This is a genomic window from Glaciecola sp. 33A, from assembly GCF_002836745.1.
Classification (GTDB): domain Bacteria; phylum Pseudomonadota; class Gammaproteobacteria; order Enterobacterales; family Alteromonadaceae; genus Glaciecola.
Genome location: NZ_PJAR01000042.1, coordinates 58,690 through 79,486 on the forward strand (window position 1 = coordinate 58,690; position 20,797 = coordinate 79,486).

At 41.7% G+C, this 20,797-nt stretch carries 21 protein-coding genes; 7 read left to right on the forward strand and 14 right to left on the reverse strand.

Annotated features, from left to right (window positions below; translation table 11 throughout):
* Window positions 1-108: 108 nt before the first annotated feature.
* Window positions 109-1,269 carry an acetyl-CoA C-acyltransferase FadA gene (fadA, locus tag CXF81_RS13005; protein WP_101181781.1) on the reverse strand — a complete coding sequence of 387 codons (1,161 nt, stop codon included), beginning with the start codon at window positions 1,267-1,269 and terminating at the stop codon, window positions 109-111.
* A 19-nt stretch (window positions 1,270-1,288) separates the two neighbouring features.
* A complete protein-coding gene (gene fadB / locus CXF81_RS13010) occupies window positions 1,289-3,448 on the reverse strand; it encodes a fatty acid oxidation complex subunit alpha FadB (protein ID WP_101181782.1) in 2,160 nt (719 codons plus the stop codon).
* A 232-nt stretch (window positions 3,449-3,680) separates the two neighbouring features.
* On the opposite strand from fadB, the gene CXF81_RS13015 reads away from it, so the two are divergent.
* The 3 genes from CXF81_RS13015 to CXF81_RS13025 all read left to right on the forward strand — a co-directional run bounded on the left by CXF81_RS13015 (window position 3,681) and on the right by CXF81_RS13025 (window position 7,679).
* Window positions 3,681-5,675 (forward strand): lytic transglycosylase domain-containing protein, encoded by a 1,995-nt coding sequence (locus tag CXF81_RS13015; RefSeq protein ID WP_232771922.1) that lies wholly within the window; start codon window positions 3,681-3,683, stop codon window positions 5,673-5,675.
* A 138-nt stretch (window positions 5,676-5,813) separates the two neighbouring features.
* Window positions 5,814-7,139, forward strand: coding sequence for a Xaa-Pro dipeptidase (pepQ, locus tag CXF81_RS13020; RefSeq protein ID WP_101181783.1), 1,326 nt, complete (start codon window positions 5,814-5,816; stop codon window positions 7,137-7,139).
* 231 nt (window positions 7,140-7,370) lie between these two features.
* The gene (locus tag CXF81_RS13025) at window positions 7,371-7,679 is read left to right on the forward strand and encodes a hypothetical protein (protein ID WP_101181784.1); all 309 of its coding nucleotides are present in this window, start codon (window positions 7,371-7,373) and stop codon (window positions 7,677-7,679) included.
* Window positions 7,680-7,720: 41 nt separating this feature from the next.
* Here the strand turns inward: CXF81_RS13025 and ispB are convergent, their stop codons facing one another.
* Window positions 7,721-8,692 carry an octaprenyl diphosphate synthase gene (ispB, locus tag CXF81_RS13030; protein WP_101181785.1) on the reverse strand — a complete coding sequence of 324 codons (972 nt, stop codon included), beginning with the start codon at window positions 8,690-8,692 and terminating at the stop codon, window positions 7,721-7,723.
* A gap of 251 nt (window positions 8,693-8,943) precedes the next feature.
* Between ispB and rplU the strand changes: the two genes are divergently transcribed.
* The 4 genes from rplU (at window position 8,944) to folA (ending at window position 11,661) form a co-directional block, all read left to right on the forward strand.
* Entirely contained in the window at window positions 8,944-9,255 is a 312-nt protein-coding gene (rplU, locus tag CXF81_RS13035) for a 50S ribosomal protein L21 (protein WP_101182031.1), read from the forward strand.
* A 15-nt stretch (window positions 9,256-9,270) separates the two neighbouring features.
* Window positions 9,271-9,528: a 50S ribosomal protein L27 gene (gene rpmA / locus CXF81_RS13040; RefSeq protein WP_101181786.1), complete on the forward strand. Its 258-nt coding sequence runs from the start codon at window positions 9,271-9,273 to the stop codon at window positions 9,526-9,528.
* A gap of 437 nt (window positions 9,529-9,965) precedes the next feature.
* Complete coding sequence (cgtA, locus tag CXF81_RS13045; protein WP_101181787.1) at window positions 9,966-11,144, forward strand: Obg family GTPase CgtA; 1,179 nt, start codon at window positions 9,966-9,968, stop codon at window positions 11,142-11,144.
* A gap of 40 nt (window positions 11,145-11,184) precedes the next feature.
* A complete protein-coding gene (folA, locus tag CXF81_RS13050; protein WP_101181788.1) occupies window positions 11,185-11,661 on the forward strand; it encodes a type 3 dihydrofolate reductase in 477 nt (158 codons plus the stop codon).
* On the opposite strand, the gene CXF81_RS13055 is transcribed toward folA, so the two are convergent.
* From CXF81_RS13055 to CXF81_RS13105, 11 genes are all read right to left on the reverse strand, one after another.
* Window positions 11,642-12,163, reverse strand: coding sequence for a hypothetical protein (locus CXF81_RS13055; protein ID WP_101181789.1), 522 nt, complete (start codon window positions 12,161-12,163; stop codon window positions 11,642-11,644). The two genes, folA and CXF81_RS13055, sit on opposite strands and share 20 nt — an antisense overlap.
* 14 nt (window positions 12,164-12,177) lie before the next feature.
* Window positions 12,178-13,092, reverse strand: coding sequence for an RNA polymerase sigma factor RpoS (rpoS, locus tag CXF81_RS13060; protein WP_101181790.1), 915 nt, complete (start codon window positions 13,090-13,092; stop codon window positions 12,178-12,180).
* 82 nt (window positions 13,093-13,174) lie between these two features.
* Complete coding sequence (locus tag CXF81_RS13065) at window positions 13,175-14,023, reverse strand: peptidoglycan DD-metalloendopeptidase family protein (RefSeq protein ID WP_101181791.1); 849 nt, start codon at window positions 14,021-14,023, stop codon at window positions 13,175-13,177.
* 7 nt (window positions 14,024-14,030) lie between these two features.
* Entirely contained in the window at window positions 14,031-14,609 is a 579-nt protein-coding gene (locus tag CXF81_RS13070; protein ID WP_101181792.1) for a YqaA family protein, read from the reverse strand.
* A complete protein-coding gene (locus CXF81_RS13075) occupies window positions 14,606-15,244 on the reverse strand; it encodes a protein-L-isoaspartate(D-aspartate) O-methyltransferase (RefSeq protein WP_101181793.1) in 639 nt (212 codons plus the stop codon). The genes CXF81_RS13070 and CXF81_RS13075 overlap by 4 nt, the downstream gene beginning before the upstream one ends.
* 8 nt (window positions 15,245-15,252) lie before the next feature.
* Complete coding sequence (surE, locus tag CXF81_RS13080; RefSeq protein WP_101181794.1) at window positions 15,253-16,011, reverse strand: 5'/3'-nucleotidase SurE; 759 nt, start codon at window positions 16,009-16,011, stop codon at window positions 15,253-15,255.
* A gap of 126 nt (window positions 16,012-16,137) precedes the next feature.
* Window positions 16,138-17,241: a tRNA pseudouridine(13) synthase TruD gene (truD, locus tag CXF81_RS13085; protein WP_101181795.1), complete on the reverse strand. Its 1,104-nt coding sequence runs from the start codon at window positions 17,239-17,241 to the stop codon at window positions 16,138-16,140.
* Window positions 17,242-17,245: 4 nt separating this feature from the next.
* Complete coding sequence (gene ispF / locus CXF81_RS13090; RefSeq protein ID WP_101181796.1) at window positions 17,246-17,725, reverse strand: 2-C-methyl-D-erythritol 2,4-cyclodiphosphate synthase; 480 nt, start codon at window positions 17,723-17,725, stop codon at window positions 17,246-17,248.
* Window positions 17,713-18,474 carry a 2-C-methyl-D-erythritol 4-phosphate cytidylyltransferase gene (ispD, locus tag CXF81_RS13095; protein ID WP_101181797.1) on the reverse strand — a complete coding sequence of 254 codons (762 nt, stop codon included), beginning with the start codon at window positions 18,472-18,474 and terminating at the stop codon, window positions 17,713-17,715. The genes ispF and ispD overlap by 13 nt, the downstream gene beginning before the upstream one ends.
* A gap of 2 nt (window positions 18,475-18,476) precedes the next feature.
* Entirely contained in the window at window positions 18,477-18,761 is a 285-nt protein-coding gene (gene ftsB, locus CXF81_RS13100; RefSeq protein WP_101181798.1) for a cell division protein FtsB, read from the reverse strand.
* A gap of 25 nt (window positions 18,762-18,786) precedes the next feature.
* Window positions 18,787-20,547 carry a TIGR03545 family protein gene (locus CXF81_RS13105; protein WP_101181799.1) on the reverse strand — a complete coding sequence of 587 codons (1,761 nt, stop codon included), beginning with the start codon at window positions 20,545-20,547 and terminating at the stop codon, window positions 18,787-18,789.
* Window positions 20,548-20,797 lie beyond the last annotated feature (250 nt).

Here is a 20,797-nt window from a genome sequence, read left to right on the forward strand (position 1 = left end):
TTTCCTGTGTGAGTATGCTGCATATGACTTGCAACTTACTCACTCACGAATATACATTGTTTTTACTATATACTCATATGAGCATCCCTTTTTCGTGCTTAAAAGCCTTTAAACGCGTTCGAAAATAGTCGCGATGCCTTGGCCTAAACCAATACACATAGTCGCTAAACCAATTTCTTTATCGTTCGCTTCCATCAAGTTAATTAGAGTTGTGGAAATACGCGAACCAGAGCAACCTAAGGGGTGACCTAATGCAATGGCACCTCCATTTAAGTTTACTTTATCTTCGTATTCATCCATCCAACCTAAATGCTTTATACAAGACAATGCTTGCGCCGCAAAAGCTTCGTTGAATTCAGCTAATTGAATATCTGCCATTGTCATACCAGCGCGTTTCAATGCTTTTTGTGTGGCAGGAACCGGACCAAAGCCCATAATTGCCGCATCACAACCAGCAACAGCCATTGCACGAATTTTCGCACGTGGTGTTAGGCCAAGTTCTTTTGCACGGCTCGCAGACATGATCAACATTGCAGAAGCGCCATCAGACAGCGCTGATGATGTACCCGCTGTTACTGAGCCGTTAACCGGATCGAACACGGGTCTTAAACCAGCAAGCCCTTCTACGGAAGTTTCAGGACGAATTACTTCATCCTGCTCAATTAAGCGTAATACGCCATGGGCATCATGACCCTCAATCGGTACGATTTCATTCCAACGACCTTCAACAGCTGCTTTGTGAGCGCGCTGATGAGAACGTGCAGCAAATGCGTCTTGCATTTCACGCGTAATGCCATTTTGACGACCTAATAATTCGGCTGTCATGCCCATGCTGCCCGAAGCACGCGCTGCATGTTTCGCAATACCAGGGTGGAAATCAATATTGAAATCCATTGGTACGTGACCCATATGCTCAACACCACCAATCATGTAAACGTCACCACGACCAGACATGATACCTGATGCAGCATCATGCAATGCTTGCATTGAAGAACCACACAAACGGTTTACCGTAACGGCACCTGTGCTTCTTGGAATTGACGTTAGTAACTGAGCGTTTCGAGCGATATTGAAACCTTGTTCTTTGGTTTGCTGCACGCAGCCCCAAATAATGTCTTCAATTTCAGCTGGGTCAACACCTGGGTTACGCTCTACTAATTTTGTCATTAAGTGCGCTGACAAAGTTTCAGCGCGCACGTTTCTAAAAACACCACCCTTGGAACGTCCCATAGGGGTACGAATACAATCGATAACGACGACATCTTTCATTTTTATCTCCTCTGGTGAATTAGGCTGATTGTGAAAAATAAGATTTTCCAGAAGACGCCATTTCGCGCACGCCATCTGAAATTTGATAAATTGGACCTAAACTTGCGTACTTGTCTGCTAACACCACAAAATTTGCCAGTCCCATGGTTTCAATATAACGGAATATACCGCCTCTGAAAGGAGGGAAGCCTAAGCCAAACAGCAATGCTATGTCGGCTTCTGCAGCACTTGCTACTATCCCTTCCTCTAAACAACGAATAGCTTCGTTCGCCATCGGGATCATCACGCGAGCAATAATCTCCTCTTTGTCGAACTCTTTAGTTGCAGCCACATGACCTTCAAATAATGTGTAAGCTTCTGGTGAGGCTTTTTTGGCTGGGCGTCCGCGTTTGTCTAGCGAGAAGTCATAGAAGCCTTTACCGTTTTTCTGACCAAATCGACCTGCTTTATAAAGTAAAGTAACAGGGTCATTGTCAATTTTTTGCATACGCTCAGGAATGCCATTAGACATGACGCTAGAAGCGTGATCAGCTGTGTCCATGCCAACAACGTCGAGTAAAAATGCAGGACCCATAGGCCAACCGAATACTTTCTCCATCACTTTATCAACAGCAGTAAAATCAGCACCATCAATTAACAATTGGCTAAAACCTGCGAAGTAAGGGAACAATACCCGGTTAACTAAGAAACCAGGACAATCGTTTACAACGATAGGTGTTTTACCCATCTTCAATGTAGAGGCAACAACCGCACTAATTGTGGCATCCGAGGTGTTTTCACCGCGAATAATTTCAACTAAAGGCATCTTATGTACTGGATTGAAAAAATGCATACCGCAAAAACGCTCAGGCTTTTCTAAGCTTTTTGCTAACTGATTAATAGAAATTGTAGAGGTGTTTGAACAAATAATAGCATCATCAGCAACGGTCTTTTCCGTTGCAGCCAGCACAGCCGCTTTGATTTTTGGATTTTCGACAACTGCTTCGATAATTAAATCAGCATTGGCAATCGCATTTTGATCAAGCGTCGGGATGATTTTGTTTAGTGTTGATGCCATTTTTTTTGCATCAACTTTACCGCGCTGCATGCCTTTTTCAAGAATGCTTGACGCTTCTTTTAAACCAAGGTCAAGAGCAGCTTGGTTGATATCTTTCATTATAGTCGTAATGCCTTTTACAGCACCTTGATAAGCAATGCCGCCACCCATAATACCAGCACCTAATACGGCATGTTGTTTGATTTCTTTAGTGGCGCCTTTAGCTACTTTTTTGCCTTTAGCTTTAACTAATTGGTCTGCAAGGAAAATACCCACTTGTGCCTTGCACGCATCGGTTTTAGCCAGCGCAACAAAACCTTCATTTTCAAGTTTGAGTGCACCGTCTCTGTCAAGACGAGCAGCCTTGCTGATGGTTTCTACCATCTTATGTGGAGCTGGATAATGTCTGCCCGCTTGTGCGGCTACCATTGCGGCTGCAGTTGAGAAACTCATTACTGATTCGTTTGCGTTTAACATCAATGGTGCTTTTTTCTGAGCCCTGCGAACCTGCCAATCAAGCTTACCAGCCATTGCATCTTGGAGCATGCTACGCCCTGCTTCATGCAAATGTTCAGGTGCAACAACAGCATCAATGGCGCCTTCCTTCAATGCTTGGGCACCGTCACGGTCACGACCCGTGGTCATCCATTCTAATGCGTTATCAGCGCCAATAACTCGCGGAAGACGGACTGTTCCGCCAAAACCGGGCATTAAGCCGAGTTTTACTTCAGGAAAACCGATTCTTGAAGATGTATCGACAACTCGAATATCGCCAGCTAACGCCATTTCAAAGCCACCGCCAAGAGCAAAGCCATTTATTGCAACAACAGTAGGAACCGCTAAATCTTCAAAATGGTCAAATACTTGAGATGTTTTTGCAACCCAGGTTAGAATATCGGCTGGGTCCATTTCAAACAATGGTAGGAATTCAGTGATGTCCGCTCCCACAATAAACGTGCTCTTTGCAGAACGTACAAGTACCCCTTTTACGTCGCTTGAGGCAGCTATAGCAGCAGTGGCTTGGTTGAGTTCTTCAACTGTTTGTCGGTCGAATTTGTTAACTGAACCTTGTGCATCAAACACAAGTTCAGCGATTGAATTGTCGGTCAGTGCTACTGAAAGACTCTTGCCTTCAAAGATCATTATATTCTCCTGTGACATTTACAACACGGATTATAGAAATTGTTGAGATTGACCACCATTTTTCGATAGTGGTTTATACTATACTTGAACGTTCTGGTAAATATTGTGGTACTACTTAACACATAACGTTCCGATAGATCATCAACATGGTTGTGAATACTAACTTTTCAAGAACTCATTGTACCAGTTATTTTTTTGTTTGTTTAATGTAATTAACTCTTAACAACAGCGGATGCCCCCATTGTCTAACGTTATAGCTACTATTTATTGCTTGTTTTTGATATTCGGTATTTTTTTATCTGATGTTGCCTTCTCACTTGAAAATAAATCACCAGAACAAGAGTTGGAGAGTCAACGTGCTGAATTTTTGCGAATTGAAAAACAAGTTTGGAGTACCAGTGATAAAGATTTTGCAAAGTTAGTAATCAACTTAGGTGATTACCCATTAATACCTTATTTGATAGAAATAAAAATTTTGCACGGATTAACAACAAAGAAAGTCGATCAAGTTCGCGCTTTTCTTAAAGAATATAAAGACACTCCGCTGGAGAGTCGTGTTCTGCGTCCATGGCTGCGATATCTTGCGAAGAACAACCGTAAAAGTTTATTCATGGAGTTTTACGAGCCAATGGGTGACATTAAATTAACGTGCCAATATTTGCGTTATCAACTCGAGGACAATGTTAATAAGGACCAGTTATACTCGCAAATCGCTGACTTGTGGAATGTCAGTAAGTCGCAACCGAAAGACTGTGACCCTGTATTTAAAAAGTGGAAAGCGGACGCTCAATTGACTGAGGAGTTAATTTTGCAACGCATCGCTAAAGCAGCGAATGGCGGGCAGTACTCTATTATTACCTATCTGAGAACGTTATTACCTGAAGATAAGAAGTACCTCGCCGATTTGTGGTATGAAACTAGAAAGTCTCCTTCTACAGTAAGGAGATTGAATGTATTTAAAGGTAATTATCCTGATATTGAAACAGAAATTATCAGTTATGGTTTAGGCCGTTTAATTTGGCGAAACAAAGCTGAGTCAGTAAAAACATGGCAACGAGCGCAGAAGAAATTTACGTTCACCGATGAACAACAAGCGCATGTTGCGAATAAGTTTGCAATAAGTATGGCGATCTCGAAACACCAAGATGCTGAATATTGGTTGATTAAATCAGAGTTATTAGAGCAAGATCCGGAAGTGTTGCGTTGGCATCTTGCTACATTATTAAAAGACCAAAACTGGCCGAGTATTATAAACTTAATAGAACAAGCGTCACCCACATTAACTCGCGCTCATGAGTATCAATATTGGTTAGCCCGCAGTTATGCTGAGTTAGGTAATGATAACAAGGCGAATGAGTTATTTAAGCAATTGGCTGGTGAGCGCCATTATTATGGATTTTTAGCAAGTGCTAGATTAGGACAGTCTTTTAACTTTCAGGATCAGCCTTTGGTTATTAAAAAAGAGGTGATTGAGCGAATTAAACAACTGCCTAGTGCCAAGCGTGCTTTGGAACTTAAAGAGTTAGAAAGATTCCACGAGGCAAGATTGGAATGGCGCTTTGTACAACAACAATTGAACGCTCAAGAAATGCTCGCCTCTGCGGTTATTGCGGGTCAATGGGGCTGGCATGATCAAGCTATATTTACCTTTATTACTACAGGTTATTTGAACGATGTAAATAGACGATTCCCCATGGCCTATTCGGATATTCTGACCAAAGAAGCGCAACGTAATAGAATTGATCCTGAGTGGGCATTTGCTATTGCGCGCAGAGAAAGTTCTTTTATGAGCGATGCCGTGTCGTCAGCTAAAGCCCTTGGATTGATGCAGGTGTTGCCGTCAACCGCTAGATATTTAGAGAAAAAACGGGTATCAAATCGTGCATTGATGAATCCCAATACGAATGCTAAATTGGGGAATAAATATTTACGCTACTTAATGGATAAAGTAGATAATAATACGCTGCTTGCGACTGCTTCATACAATGCAGGCTGGAGTAGGGTGAAAAGTTGGTTGCCCGCCAGCGAATCAGTTGGGGCAGACTTATGGGTCGAAACTATTCCCTACAGAGAAACTCGTAACTACGTTAAAGCAGTCATGGCATACAAGCAGATTTATCAAAACCAGTTATTTGAAATCAGCAACTCAAAAACGCCGCAGTTAATAGCTAATTCGGTTTTCGGTGAGCTAGTTCAAATGCAAATTCCGATCAATGTTGGCGACTAAAATTAGCTGGTATGGTTCTTATATCGCTGACAACCGTGTGATGGCGTGCTAGCCTAAGACAAACAAGTATATTGCTGAAAAAACAATGTAAAAGTCAACCAAATAAGGTTGAGATTTATGCTCTAAACGAGGACACCAATGCTAAGCCACTCTGCATCTTACGCTGAACATATAAAGATTTTACAAGCTCGCACACTCGAAGCAATTCAGCGAGAAAGTATTGACGGTTTAATTATCCATTCTGGACAGGGCAAAATCATGTTCTTGGATGATAACTATTATCCATACAAAGTGAATCCTCAATTTAAAGCCTGGCTTCCAGTCGTTGATAATCCTTGCTGCTGGTTAGTCGTGAATGGCACTGACAAGCCAAAGCTTATTTTTTATCGGCCTGAGGACTTCTGGCATAAAGTGCCGCCTGAGCCAACAGAATTTTGGGTTGAGCATTTTGATATTGTGTATTTAAAACAAGCTAAAGCAGTTGAAAAACATTTGCCTTATGACAAAGTAAAATACGCTTATGTGGGGGAATATATTGAAGTTGCCAAAGCACTTGGCTTCGAATTAGTTAATCCGGATCGTGTACTTAACTATTTGCACTGGCAACGAGCCTTTAAAACAGATTATGAGCTCGAATGTATGCGCCAAGCAAATACTATCGCGGTGGGTGCACATCTAGCAGCAAAAGCTGCGTTTTTTGATGAAAAAAGCGAATTTGATATTAACAATGCCTACCTCAGTGCAGCAAGACAAGGTCACAATGAACTTCCCTATAACAATATTGTAGCGTTAAATGAAAACGCAGCCATACTGCATTACATGCAAACGAATGCAGTCGCACCGGCTGACTTTAAAACGTTCTTGATTGATGCAGGAGCCACTTACCATGGCTATGCTGCTGATATTACCCGCACGTATTGCGCCAAACAACATGAGTTTAGCGACTTAATTAAAGCGGTGGATGCGTTAACTATTAATTTAGGCGAACAAATGAAACCAGGCTTAAGTTATGTTGAAATTCATTTGGCTGCGCATGTTGGTATTGCGCAAATTTTGCATGATTTTGGTATTGTGAATCTGTCGGTAGAAGATTGCGTAGAAAGTGGCATAGTAAGTACGTTCTTTCCCCATGGTGTTGGCCATTTCTTAGGTTTACAAGTGCATGATGTTGCCGGCCATGCCAGAGACGATCGCGGAACACCTAATCCGGCGCCAGAAAATCACCCCTTCTTGCGATGCACTCGTATTATTGAACCAAGACAGGTGTTCACGATTGAACCTGGATTGTATTTTATCGATAGTTTACTAACGAAGCTTAAAGGCTCAGAGCAATCCAAATTCATTAATTGGAACGTTGTTGATAAATTTAGACCGTTTGGTGGTATTCGTATTGAAGACAATATTATCGTGCACCGTGAACGCAATGAAAATATGACGAGAGAGCTAGGCTTGGTAAGCGATTAGCGTTGCCATCTATAGACTTAATATAATATATAGCTAATCGAGTGACTGAAGTAATAAGAGGCCAACGAATAGGCATTGGCTTATGAACTGGCTTTTTTGAGTCAGGGTATTCAGTGAAGAAGCTTTTATATTTTCTGTTGCCTGCACAAAATTTCTGCTATTATTCGCGGCCACTGCGTTGAACGAAGCAACATAATTGTATTCGAAGACGCAGTGCTAAAAGGGATTTTTATGAAACGGTCTATTCTTAATAGCGCATTTTTTGCACTTCTTTACGGCGCCTTGCCATTGCAAATGATTTCATTTTTTTATTCTCAGTGGGCACTCTGGTTTGTTCTATGTTTACCCGTGTTGTTTGTTTTGGCCAAGTCACAAGACTATCTTTATCAAAAAGGTGGGGAAACCTATTTCCGACGTATTCCGTTTTTTGGTGGCGTACTGCTTAACCAAATAAATGATATGGGCGATTTGAAGCTAGTCGACACATCGACAACGGTCCAAATTTTATGGGCGAATATAGAGTTGCGTCGAATACAGTAATTCCAATAGCTTAATGAGATAAAACAATGCGTTAAAAAGCGTTAGTAGTTTCTGTTAACGGATAAATCGGCCAGCCCAATTAGGGCTTCTTTAAATTCGCTGTCAGGAATAGGAATTAATGCCTCCTTCGCTTTTTGAGCTTCAATTTCAGCACATTCTCGAGTGTAAGCTAGTGAGCCGGTGGCTTGCATTATTTTTAATATATGGTCGAAATGTGCCATGCCATTTGCGTTCTCAATTGCGTCTCGAATGAGACGTGCATCTGCTATATCACAATGCCACATTGCATGTAAAAGAGGCAAGGTTGGCTTACCTTCAGCTAAATCATCGCCTGCATTCTTGCCCATGTCATCTGCTTGTGCCGTGTAATCAAGGACATCATCAATGAGTTGAAATGCAGTGCCTAAATGCTTTCCATAAGCTTGCATTGCTAATTCAATTTCTTCATTTTGATCCGTTAGTATCGCCGCAAGTTGCGTTGCGGCCTCAAACAAACGCGCCGTCTTGCTATAAATAACTTCTAAATAGCTCGCTTCGGTGGTATTAGGATCGTTGCAATTCATTAATTGCATGACTTCACCTTGTGCGATTCGGTTGGTTGCATCAGATAAAATGTCCATTACCCTCATACGTTTTAAGCTAACCATCATCTGAAAGGCACGTGAATATAGAAAATCACCCACGAGCACAGTCGCTTGGTTACCAAATACCGCATTAGCGGTCTCTCGACCGCGGCGCATAGTAGACTCATCAACAACATCGTCATGCAATAGTGTTGCCGTATGTATGAATTCAATAATAGCCGCCAACGTATGGTGCTCATCATTTTTAATATTGAGGGACCGAGCAGCCAAGACGGTGAGCAATGGACGCAATCTTTTACCACCGCTGTTAACGATGTAAAAACCGAGTTGATTAATAAGAGCAACGTCAGAATCAACCTGCGTTTGAATCAGTTTATTAACTGCCTGCATGTCCAATGCAGTGAGTGATTGAATACTTGCTAAATCCATATTGAACTCGTACCGGGCCTAATTATAAAGAATACGCTTGATGACCTGTAGTGTACATTAATCTATAATGTCATGTACAAAACTGATGCAAATAAGCCTTACTTTGCCTGCTTATTGTGGCTATTTCTATCTAATTGAAAATACCCTGAATAAAATTCAGTTTTGTGCTTGATAGATTAGATTCCATAAAGTACAATTCGCGCCCTGTTTTTTGAATAAAAAGCGCTTGTATGCGCAGTGCGGAGAAATATATGTACGCGGTTTTCCAAAGTGGTGGTAAACAACACCGTGTGGCCGAAGGTCAAACCGTTCGTCTTGAAAAGATTGAAGTGGCTCCAGGTGAGTCAATCGAATTCGATAATATCTTGATGATTAGCAATGGCGAAGATGTAAAAATTGGAACCCCTTATGTTGCTGGTGGTAAAGTTACAGCTGAGATCGTTGTTCACGGTCGTGGCGAGAAAATTAAAGTAGTTAAGTTCCGTCGACGCAAGCATAGTCGAACGCAGATGGGACATCGCCAGTGGTTTACAGAAGTAAAAATCACTGCAATCAACGTATAATAGGAGCACTAACTCATGGCACATAAAAAAGCTGGTGGTAGTACTAAAAACGGTCGCGATTCAGAAAGTAAACGCTTAGGCGTTAAACGCTACGGCGGCCAAGATGTATTAGCTGGTAACATTATTGTTCGTCAGCGTGGAACTAAATTCCACCCTGGTAACAACATGGGTATCGGCAAAGACCATACATTATTCGCTCTTACAGCGGGTAAAGTACAGTTTGAAATTAAAGGCCCTAAAAACCGCAGATTTGTCAGTATTCTTTCTGAGTAGTCTGGTTTAAAGCATATCGAAAACCCCGCTATCGGCGGGGTTTTTTTTGTGTTATTTTTTAATCCGGACCCTATGGCAGATATTTTCTGGCGTAAAATGCACTGATTGATGTGCAAGCGTTTTGTATTATTTGTACATACACTGACTAGAGTTGTTGGGTTTTCAGTATTACATTAATTGTTTAATGCCAATTCCACAGGCTATTTGTGAAGATCAGGTAGGTTTATCAAGCGGCAGTGCTGTGTATGAAATATGACACTGATATGTACAAATATCTTGACATCGGTATGTAAAGATCTGAATTGTTTAGAATTTAAAGCTGGTTTAAAGACCAGTTACTGGTACAGCAAAAACTGCTATACTAATAGCGTAATTTCGTGCGAATGCATTGCACTTGGCTTGCTGACGCGCACCAACCACAGGTTTAGAGAAAAGATATGAAGTTTGTTGATGAAGCAGAAATACGCGTAGAAGCTGGAGACGGTGGTAACGGCGTTATTGGATTCAGACGCGAGAAATATATACCTAATGGTGGTCCAGATGGTGGTGACGGTGGTGATGGCGGTAGTGTCTACCTTGAAGCTGACGAAAACTTAAATACCCTAATTGATTATCGTTTCGAACGTTTTCATCGAGCGCAGCGTGGCACTAACGGTCAAGGTGCCGATTGCACTGGTCGCGGTGGTGAGGATTTGATTTTGGCAGTACCGGTTGGTACCCGCGCTGCCGACAAAGACACTGGTGAATTTTTGGGTGATTTGGTCAAGCATGGCCAGCGCATGAAAGTAGCTCAAGGTGGTTATCACGGTTTGGGTAATGCTCGATTTAAGAGTAGTACCAACAGAGCGCCGCGGATAAAATCAGACGGCACACCAGGCGAAATTCGTAAACTGTCTTTAGAACTAATGTTGCTTGCGGATGTAGGTATGTTGGGCATGCCTAATGCGGGTAAGTCGACGTTTATTCGTTCGGTTTCTGCAGCCACACCAAAAGTTGCTGATTACCCATTTACCACTTTGATACCAAATTTAGGCGTCGTTCGTCTCGACTCACAAGCGAGTTTCGTTGTTGCCGATATCCCCGGTTTGATTGAAGGCGCTTCTGATGGTGCTGGACTTGGTATTCAGTTTCTGAGGCATCTTGAGCGTTGTAGAGTATTAATTCATTTGATTGACATTATGCCCGCAGATGGTTCAGACCCAGTTCAGAATGCGTTAACTATTGACAACGAATTAGATAAATATAGTCCTAAGTTAGCCGCCAAACCACGCTGGCTAGTGTTCAATAAAATTGATTTAATGTTAGAAGATGAAGCAAATGCTTTATGCGCAGATATTGCTGCAAAATTAGGATGGGAAAAAGATTACTATCAAATCTCAGCCTTCCAAAAGTTGAATGTTGATGTACTTTGCCAAGACATCATGGAGTTCATTGATTCTCTTCCACCTGAAGAGGAAATGTTCAATAAAGACGAAGAAATGACGTTTACGTGGAATACCAATCGTGAGGAAGCTGTTTCAGAAGTTCAAAACGACGATTCAGATGCTGATGCCGACTTGGACGATGAAGATTGGGATGATGACGATTATGACGTTGAAGTTATTTACCAGAAGTAGACAGCCAAGATAACACTTTGGACATACACAGATGATATCCATGATTGCCGCTATGGCAAACAATCGCATAATTGGTGCTGATAATGATATGCCTTGGCATCTACCAGCAGATCTTAAGCACTTCAAATTTGTCACTATGGGCAAACCTGTGCTTATGGGCAGAAAAACCTATGAGTCGATTGGAAGGGCGTTACCAGGGCGCCCAAATATAGTTATTACGACCAACAAATCTTATGTATTAGATGATGCAACGGTGGTGACATCAATTGAGGCAGCTATGCAAGAAGCGTCCGCCTTTGACGAAGTCATGATTATTGGAGGTGGAAGTATTTATGAATTGATGTTGGCACAAGCGCAACGACTGTATCTGACTTTCATCGACTTAAAGGTTGATGGTGATACACAGTTCCCAGATTATGAAGCAAATGCTAATTGGATTGAGATAGAGCGAGAAACTCATCAAAAAAATGAAAAAAATCCATACAATTATACCTTCGTTATGCTTGAGCGTGCTTAAGTTTTTTGGTCAGTGAAATACTATATACATAGCCGTAGACCATACTAAAAAATATAGACGGTGCAACTGTTAGCCATAAATTAGGCGTCATAAAGGCAACATTTACTCCCACCACAAATACACTCTGCACTGCAATTGCCGGTAATGGTGTTACCAACATACCAGCTACACAACTTCCTCTGCGGGCATGTTCAATAGTTAGTAAAGATGTTTCAAAGGATTTGGTTGTTGCACATTCTTTGCTAAAAAAGCCGGGTTTTGCCACTGTCGGAACAACAAACGGAAGGCAAAATTGTTTATTTCTAAAAAATTTATGACAAAGCTCCAATATAAAGGTGAATATAAGCGTAATACCACCACTGTAGGTACCTTGCACTAATGCCGCTTTATAAAGGATGTTGGTGTCATCGGTTACTAAACTGTTAGCGTAGTAAGCCCACGCAGCATAGAAAAAGAAGGCGATGAGGCCAGATATAGCAAGTCGTATGAAAGCAAAAATCATGAGTTTAGTTTTTATTACCCTTGGTATGTAAACAATGACTCTATATCAAGACCGTGATGACGTACAACATCTTTCAAACGTTTTAATGCTTCAACTTGAATTTGCCTAACACGCTCTCTCGTTAGGCCTATTTCGATGCCCACATCTTCTAAGGTTGCTGGCTCATGGCCCAGTAGACCAAATCGTCTCGCTAATACTTCTGTTTGTTTTGGGTTGAGCTCTTCTAACCATTTTATAATGTGCAGCTTCATATCACTGGTCTGCAGTTGGTTTTCAGGTTCAGCGCCGCGCTCATCCGCAATAATGTCAAGTAGTGCTTTATTCTCATCGTCGCCGCCAATAGGTGTATCGACAGAATTAATGCGTTCATTTAATTTTAGCATTTTTTGCACGCTAGCGACTGGCTCACCCGTAGCCTCAGCAATCTCTTCTGCTGTGGGTTCATGGTCGAGTTCTTGAGAGAGCTTTCTAGCAGTTCGCAAATATAAGTTGAGTTCTTTAACGATGTGGATCGGTAAACGAATAGTACGCGTTTGGTTCATCAACGCGCGCTCAATAGTTTGACGTATCCACCAAGTTGCATAGGTTGAGAAGCGGAAGCCACGTTCAGGATCAAATTTTTCAACAGCTCGAATTAGACCCAAGTTACCTTCTTCAATCAGATCTAGCAAAGCCAAGCCTCTATTGTTATAGCGGCGGGCAATTTTAACCACTAATCGCAAGTTACTAACAATCATTCGTTCTCGGGATTTTTCGTTACCTTTCAAAGACTCACGCGAAAATTTAACTTCTTCTTCAGCAGTCAATAATGGCGAAAAGCCAATTTCACCCAAATATATTTGGGTGGCATCAAGCTGTTTAGCGCTGACGTCTAAGACATCAGTTTGTTCTTTTGAGGCTGTTGTATTGCCAATCTGTTTCGTGGTCATGATCCACCCCTATCAGCTTTGTAAAGTAGATTTAGTGAGCGTTTGAAAAGCAGATCCTGATATGGATGAGCCAATACATGAATTATTTTTTTGGTAAGAATTCGAAGGGATCAATGGACTTCCCTTTACGCCTGATTTCAAAATGCAGCATAACATCGCTAGAACCCGAACGACCCATTGTTGCAATTTTTTGTCCTTGCTTAACATAACGTTGCTCGCTAACTAAAATCGTATCGTTGTGCGCATAAGCGCTTAATAAATTATTATCATGTTTAATAATTACCAGATTTCCATATCCCTTTAACGCGTTACCTGCATAAACAACTTTACCACTAGCAGCTGCATATATTGGGGAATACAAATCGCCTTTTATATCGAGCCCACGATTTGTGCCGTCGCTACCGACTACCGCAGACGTCGACTTACCTGATGCTGGCCACATCCAACTCACATCATTATCAGGTTTATTCGACGGTTCGTATTTTTTATTTAATTTTTTTCGATGAACTTTCTTTTCTCTCTCACCATACGCCTGTGTTTTAACCGGGTCAACTACAACTTTAGTGGCACTATTTGCTTTTGATGTTATACCGTTGTTTTTATTCCTATTATATTCTGGAGGCGTCGCAATTAAGGTCAAGGTTTGACCTGGATATATGCTGTAGGGAGCTTTTATATTGTTATATTTAGCGATGTCTCTGTAATCATTGCCACTGTAAAACGCCACGGCGAAGAGCGTGTCGCCCCTCTGAACTTCATATGTCTCACCGTCTATTTCAGTGAGATTATTTTGTTTCGCGACAGTGGTGTTAAGTGACATAACCGGAGCTGGCTGCGAACGACCACTGCATGACGCCACCAAAATGAGCGCAAAAACACAGAACCCTACTTTTGCAAAGATCAGTAATTTCCGTTTGACCAAGCAAGTCATGTATTTATTACCTGAATATTAAATAGAGAGCGACTGCAAATGCAACAGTACCCCAGCCGATAATCTCTATGTATTTTTTTAGTTTAATTTCCACCATTGGTCCGCCGTATTTCATCAAGGCTGCAACTAAAAAGAAACGCATGCCCCGGCCAATGGTTGACGCGATTATGAAAGGAATGAGTGCCATATGCAAAAAACCAGCGCTTACAGTAAACACTTTATATGGAATAGGGGAGAAGCCAGCTAAAAAAACTACCCAAATACCATATTCTTCAAACCAAAGTGTGGCTTGGGCTAGTCTTTCTTGATAACCCATTTCTATAACTACGGGTTGAATAAAAGATTCAAATGCAAAATATCCTAACAAGTAACCCAATATACCACCAATAACCGAAGCAACGGTGGTGATTAAGGCAAAACGCCATGCTTTTTGTGGCTGACTAAGCGCCATGGGAGCCAACATAACATCGGGCGGAATAGGGAAGAACATAGATTCAGAGCAGCTTAGCCCCGCGAGGTATTTTTCAGCATGTTTGTGTTGTGCCCATTTGAGGCAAAGTTCATAACAAGTTTCGAATATCTTCACAGCAAATCGCCCGCAATTAATGGCACAAAACGCACTGATTCAATGGCTTTTTCGATAAACTCTCCACCTTGGCGGTCAATACACTTAAGACTTTGTTGCTCATCTCCGACTGGAATAATTAAGCGGCCACCGTCGTTAAGTTGTTCCAGTAAAGCGTGTGGTAGTTTCGTGGCTGCTGCCGTAACAATAATGCCGTCAAACGGACCTTTACTTTGCCAACCTTGCCAGCCATCACCATGCTTCATTGAAATGTTGTGAAAGTCGAGCTGGTTCATGCGACGTTTTGCTTGAAACTGCAAAGCCTTAATGCGTTCGACTGAATATATGTGCCCAAAAATACCTGCTAAAATTGCAGTTTGGTAGCCAGAACCAGTGCCAATTTCTAAGATTTTCTTAGGCAATACTGGCGCGTTAAGCAATAACTCTGTCATTTTTGCCACAATATACGGTTGTGATATCGTTTGTCCTTGTCCAATAGGTAGGGCGGTATTTTGATAAGCTTTGTGTTTAAGTGCGTCTGGAATAAAAAGTTCGCGAGGTATCTTAGCAATAGCACTTAATACTCTATTGTCCGTTACGCCTTCTTGTTCTAATAATTGCGCGAGCTGTAAACCCTTGCGAGATGATATTGCCATTTCTATTCCTAGTTCATCGCTTCTTTGGTGTTCAACCAAGCGTTCATTTTGCTTACTTTCTGATGCACCGTCATATCCACTGACAGCGGTGTTACAGAGCAGTAATTGTTATTTACGGCGTCAAAGTCAGTACCTTCACCCGCATCCTGCTCACTACCCAATTTTCCATACCAATATATCGTTCTACCAAATGGGTCCATACTTTCTACCATCGTCTCTGCACGATGACGTTTACCCAACCTAGTAGCTGTTATGCCTTTTAAGCAGTCATAAGGAATGGCGGGTACATTTATATTTAAAATCTCGTTTCGTTCTAGGGGATGCGAGGCAAGGCGGCGAATAATATCGCAAGCCACCTTTGCAGCGGTATCGAAATGCTCTTCTTTTTTGCTGCAAAGTGAGACAGCTATTGCCGGCAAGCCCATATGGCGACCTTCTAACGCTGCCGCTACCGTACCTGAATAAATCGTGTCATCGCCTAAATTAGCGCCGTGGTTAATACCAGACACAACTAAATCAGGTTCCTGCAACATGAATTTGTTAATACCCAATTGGACGCAATCTGATGGCGTACCATTCACTGCATAGAAGCCATTCGGCATTTTCTCAATGCGCAACGGTGTGTGCAGCGACAGTGCGTTACTCATTCCGCTGCAGTTGCGGTCAGGTGCAATAACCGTGACATCATGTTCTTTTGATAAATGCTCAAAAAGTACCGCAATTCCTACTGCATTTACACCGTCATCATTGCTCAATAATATGTTCACTTGTTATTCGCCTTTTTACCAGTTGACTGCGTCGCGCTTTCATATCCACAACACTGTGATGCGAGAACATGCTTTGAGACCCAATTAGTCGAGTATTTATGCACGCAAGAATTAACCATGACTCGCTTAAACATCTACCAGTTCCCTCACAATCGAGGTTGCAAAACAGCCTGCGGGAAGCGAAAACTGCATTTTTAAATTATTATCTTCTATTTGCCAAGTAAATTCTTGTGGAAAAATACGAATAGCTCTTCTTTCTTGTTTTAAGCCTAATGAATTAAGCGTTTGGATGATGTCAGGGAATTGTGTGACACAGCTCAGCTCTAAGGCTCTGCTCGTTGCAGTTGAATGTAGCTTGCCGTCACCCCACAAAGGTGCGGTAATATTGATATCAAATTCGGCTAATCGTTTTATTATGTTAGCGTATTCTGCTTCATCTTCGAACACAAAAAAGCTGTTTGAGCCACTCAACTGCATCGCATCGCCAAGCAACGGTTGATGAAAGCTTTGTTGTACTATTCGTTGGTGAATAACTTCATTGAATAACCAGCTGCGCAATGCCGATATAGCCATGGAGCGTTTATTACGATTACGGATGCTTTCACCATCGATTAGTTTTTCGGCTAAGGCAAGATTACCACCTTGCAGCAACCTCGCAGTTGCCGTTACTGGTTCGATATCTTTGGATGTTAGTCTGATTTCACCAAAGCGTTGGCTGCCGTAATAATTGGGTGCACCTCGGTATTTTATAAGCGCTAGGCGTTGTTCTAATGCGGGGATGTCAAATTCGGCATCATCCTTCGAGGTTGATGTTAAGTTTCGCAATATGAGTTCGAACTTATTGCTTTTGAGCACGCCAACACGTAATTTTCGATCGTTGCGTGTGACTTGTAAAATTTTCGCACCTTGAAGTTCAAACTCATCCCAATTGGGCTCTTTTTTGTTGGCAATATGCACCCCAAACCATTGTCGAGTTAACGCGAACTTATCTTTTCTACCAGCGTAGGTAATATCGCGCAAGTGCAGTTTGCTAAACCTTGCGAGCGACTCAGCGACGAAAGCGGTATTTAGATTTGTTTTCTCCAACCATAAGAAAATATGCTCGCCTTCGCCGCTGGGCTCAAATCCGAGTTGTTCTTCAACGATAAAATCGTGCATTTCTTGTTTAAGTGTGGCGCTACCTAGTGCATCACCATACAACCTAGACCAATGCGAAATCGACAATGCCATTCAGTTACCTACGTGGACATATGAGCACGACAGCGTGGCATGCAATGCCTTCTTCTCGTCCTACAAAGCCAATTCCTTCAGTTGTGGTTGCTTTAATGCTGATATCCTTGACCGAAACGCCCATAGCATCAGAGATTGCTTCGCGCATAAAGTTAATGTGAGGTGCCATTTTTGGTGCTTGAGCTTCAATCGTAATATCCGCATTGCTGAGCATATAGCCTAAATCTTGAATACGTTGGTAAACCTGCCTTAATAGTTCTAGGCTGCTAATGTTTTCGTAGCTTTTGTCAGAGTCTGGAAAGTGATGTCCAATATCACCTAGTGCTAATGATCCCAGAAGCGCATCGCATAATGCATGTAAAGCAACATCACCATCGGAGTGGGCAATTAAACCACGCTCATGCACTATGCAGATGCCACCAATCGTTATTGGACCCATTCCACCGAACTTATGTACATCGTAACCATGACCTATACGGAACATAGAGTACCTCCCTGCTTATTATTGTTTGCCAATGTATTATCGGTTAAATAAAACGCGGCCAATGCTAAATCGCACGGGCGGGTTATTTTTATGTTGGTGCTGCGTCCTTCAACCAGTTTTACACTCGCATTGACATGCTCCATTGCTGAAGCTTCATCGGTAATATCAATATTATTGTGTTGCGCAAGTTCAATCGCATGTATTAATTTTCCCAGTGGAAAAAACTGCGGTGTTTGCGCTTGCCAAAGCTGAGTGCGTTCGACTGTTTCTTCAATTTCAGCTATTGGACTTAGCTTATTTGAGGAAGCTCGTTTTATTGTATCAGTAACTGGCACTGCCAATATGGCGCCGTCACACGTGTTAATACTGGCGAATAAATCATCGAGCTCTGCATGGGTTATGCAAGGTCTTGCCGCATCATGCACTAATATCCACGAATTTGCATTTGCTATTGATTCGGTTAAGCAATGCTGCAAACCGCTCAATACTGAATCGACTCTTTGGGTTCCGCCAATAACGGTTTCAATTAATGGGTTTTGAGATGCGTTTAACGATTTAAAAATAGTATCTTGCGGATGTAAAACGACAACAATGCGTCGAATTTGATGGTGGGACAGCAATGCGTCGAGCGTGTGCTCGATAACAGTTTGATTACCAATGGTAAGATATTGCTTTGCTACCGATGACTCCATTCTACTGCCAATACCGGCAGCAGGAACAACGGCTACAAATTTCTCTACTGCTGTCAAAATTACTTCTCTGGGGGTAAAATTCGATAAAAAGTTTCGCCGTCTTTAATCAGACCTAGTTCGTTACGCGCCCTTTCTTCAATAGATTCTAAACCCAGTTGAAGATCGCTAATATCAGCCTTGAGGAGCGAGTTGCGCTGTTTTAGATTTGCGTTTTGTTTTTGCAATTCTTCTACTTCTGATTTCATCAGGTTGTAATCGGCGATGCTATTCTTGCCAAACCAAAGGCGAGCCTGCAGCAGCCCCAGCAGGGCAATCAATGTGACGAGTATCCATCTATTGCGCATCGCTCATTCCTTATTGGCTTTGTATTTATTGGTTGCCAAGCAACTTATCGCTAAGCTTATTTAATAGTTTATCTTTCGTGTTGCCCAATGCATTTGTCATCTGTGATTTTAATAGCTCATTTAGGCTGTCAGTATCACCTTGCGCTGCCGTTAGCAGAGCATCAACAGAAGCTAGTTGTTGACCCGACTGTCCTAATTGTTCAGCCACTTTTGCATTTAATTTAGTTTTTAATTCACTTAGTTTACCAGAACTATTGCCAGTCAGGCCACTAGAAAGAGCTTGCAGCATTTTTTTGTTCAAATCTGATTTTATTTTGATGGATGGACTAGTAAGGTTACCTGAAAAATCAGTGCTCAATTTTAACTCAGACAAGCCCGAAATTATTTCAGCCATCGCATTTGTTAGATCATCTTCACCTGTGGCTTTTAACTTCATGGCAGTAAGATCAAATACCGACGAACCAGTTAGCTGGCCATCGACTATGTTTAATTCACCTTTGCTGGCAAGTAAACCAGACTCTAGTAATGCATTTAGCTTTTGCTTTGACTGTTCTGGTACTAATTCAATTGCATCTAATACTAAGCCTTTAATATCCCAGTCTTGTACTGAATTTACCTTGCCCTCAATAATTTCAAACGTGCCGTTTAAGTCAATGTTACTCAAATTGTTGGCCTTGCTTGAATTGACTACAAATGAGGTTGGTTTGCCTATAAGCGCATGTTGATCTGTTATATTTTGCCAAGCAGTTTGAATTTTTTGGTTTTGCCATTTAACGCTGACTGCTGCGTTCTTGATCCAAACACGGGGTAAGCCATCATCCACCGTAGTTTGTTCAACAACCGGATCCTCGGAGCTGCTCGACAGCATATCCATAACGATTAAAAGGCCTCGAGTGTAAATTGTCGCCTTTTCACCAAATAAGTGTTGAGTTACCTCGCCAATAGCGCCTTCATCCCCTGCAACTAGACCTTTGAGCAGAGCAAAGTCGTCTTGAGGTGCTGACTTTAATAAAGATACTGAATTGGAGGAAGCAGCTTGAGCCTCTTTTGCTAGGTCGACAAACGCTGACACCTTGATTCTGTCTTTTTTAATTGTTTCTTTAATGTCATCAAACTCTTTTTTTGCTGCAATCAAATTAGTTGGGTTTTTATAGTCAGTTTCTTGCAGGACTCTAAGGCGTTCTTTATAGGCAATTAATTTCTGTTTGCTAGGTAGAGTTGCATACTTATCTTGTATGGGTCGTTTGTATTGTTCAAACACTCTTTTTGCTTCAGCAACGGCGGCTGTCGTTTTTAACGGCGATTTTTCTAATATGTCATCTACGCTTGGCAAGTCTGCTAATGTTGGAAAGGCAAAACTTGAGGTTTGCGCATCAGGTTGAACATAAATCGCACCAGCGCTGTCGCGTTTGGTATCAAATTCAACATTTTGTACAATGAGGTCACCAATAATGAGTTTTTTGCTTAATAAAGGCATAAAATTAACATCAGCTTTGAGCATCGCAATCTCAATCTTATTGTGAAGAGGATTGGCGTTGTCAGTAGCTTGCAGTCGAGTTAGAGTGAGACCAAATGGAAAAAGACGATGCTCTACAGCGCCGATATTCACCTCTGCACCAGATGCATCACCAAGTGCATTTTGCGCAAGCGTTTTTAACAAGGTATTAGCAAAGAATAAATAAAATACAGTAACAATAGTAATCGTTCCTAGGGGAACTGAAATCCAAAGGGACATTCTGCCTTGTTGCGCTGCTGGCGATTTTGAAGAAAAACGATGCCTAAACATAAAATAATCCTTGTGACGCTTATAAATATTGTTGTTTGCCTGCGACCAAACTGACGACCCAAAACTAGTCTTTTCTTGCGATGAACAACCTTTACACAATTTTTCGAAAATAATTATAGCTGATAAGCACGCAACAACCAATGAAAACGCAGTTTTGTTTATGCGTTTTTGGTTAAAAATTAGGGTGTTATATACCTTGTCAAAATGCCTGTAAAATTAGTTGATAAAACTAACTAAATTTTTTGCTCAC

What these genes read in the sequence shown, in the direction of transcription:
- CXF81_RS13065 (WP_101181791.1), bottom strand. Translation starts at nt 14,023, where the DNA reads ATGACTTGCTTGGTCAAACGGAAATTACTGATCTTTGCAAAAGTAGGG.
- pepQ (WP_101181783.1), top strand. Translation starts at nt 5,814, where the DNA reads ATGCTAAGCCACTCTGCATCTTACGCTGAACATATAAAGATTTTACAA.
- ftsB (WP_101181798.1), bottom strand. Translation starts at nt 18,761, where the DNA reads ATGCGCAATAGATGGATACTCGTCACATTGATTGCCCTGCTGGGGCTG.
- ispB (WP_101181785.1), bottom strand. Translation starts at nt 8,692, where the DNA reads ATGGATTTAGCAAGTATTCAATCACTCACTGCATTGGACATGCAGGCA.
- CXF81_RS13055 (WP_101181789.1), bottom strand. Translation starts at nt 12,163, where the DNA reads ATGATTTTTGCTTTCATACGACTTGCTATATCTGGCCTCATCGCCTTC.
- CXF81_RS13025 (WP_101181784.1), top strand. Translation starts at nt 7,371, where the DNA reads ATGAAACGGTCTATTCTTAATAGCGCATTTTTTGCACTTCTTTACGGC.
- fadB (WP_101181782.1), bottom strand. Translation starts at nt 3,448, where the DNA reads ATGATCTTTGAAGGCAAGAGTCTTTCAGTAGCACTGACCGACAATTCA.
- CXF81_RS13105 (WP_101181799.1), bottom strand. Translation starts at nt 20,547, where the DNA reads ATGTTTAGGCATCGTTTTTCTTCAAAATCGCCAGCAGCGCAACAAGGC.
- ispF (WP_101181796.1), bottom strand. Translation starts at nt 17,725, where the DNA reads ATGTTCCGTATAGGTCATGGTTACGATGTACATAAGTTCGGTGGAATG.
- cgtA (WP_101181787.1), top strand. Translation starts at nt 9,966, where the DNA reads ATGAAGTTTGTTGATGAAGCAGAAATACGCGTAGAAGCTGGAGACGGT.
- CXF81_RS13075 (WP_101181793.1), bottom strand. Translation starts at nt 15,244, where the DNA reads ATGGCAATATCATCTCGCAAGGGTTTACAGCTCGCGCAATTATTAGAA.
- rplU (WP_101182031.1), top strand. Translation starts at nt 8,944, where the DNA reads ATGTACGCGGTTTTCCAAAGTGGTGGTAAACAACACCGTGTGGCCGAA.
- truD (WP_101181795.1), bottom strand. Translation starts at nt 17,241, where the DNA reads ATGGCATTGTCGATTTCGCATTGGTCTAGGTTGTATGGTGATGCACTA.
- CXF81_RS13015 (WP_232771922.1), top strand. Translation starts at nt 3,681, where the DNA reads ATGCCCCCATTGTCTAACGTTATAGCTACTATTTATTGCTTGTTTTTG.
- rpmA (WP_101181786.1), top strand. Translation starts at nt 9,271, where the DNA reads ATGGCACATAAAAAAGCTGGTGGTAGTACTAAAAACGGTCGCGATTCA.
- rpoS (WP_101181790.1), bottom strand. Translation starts at nt 13,092, where the DNA reads ATGACCACGAAACAGATTGGCAATACAACAGCCTCAAAAGAACAAACT.
- folA (WP_101181788.1), top strand. Translation starts at nt 11,185, where the DNA reads ATGATTGCCGCTATGGCAAACAATCGCATAATTGGTGCTGATAATGAT.
- fadA (WP_101181781.1), bottom strand. Translation starts at nt 1,269, where the DNA reads ATGAAAGATGTCGTCGTTATCGATTGTATTCGTACCCCTATGGGACGT.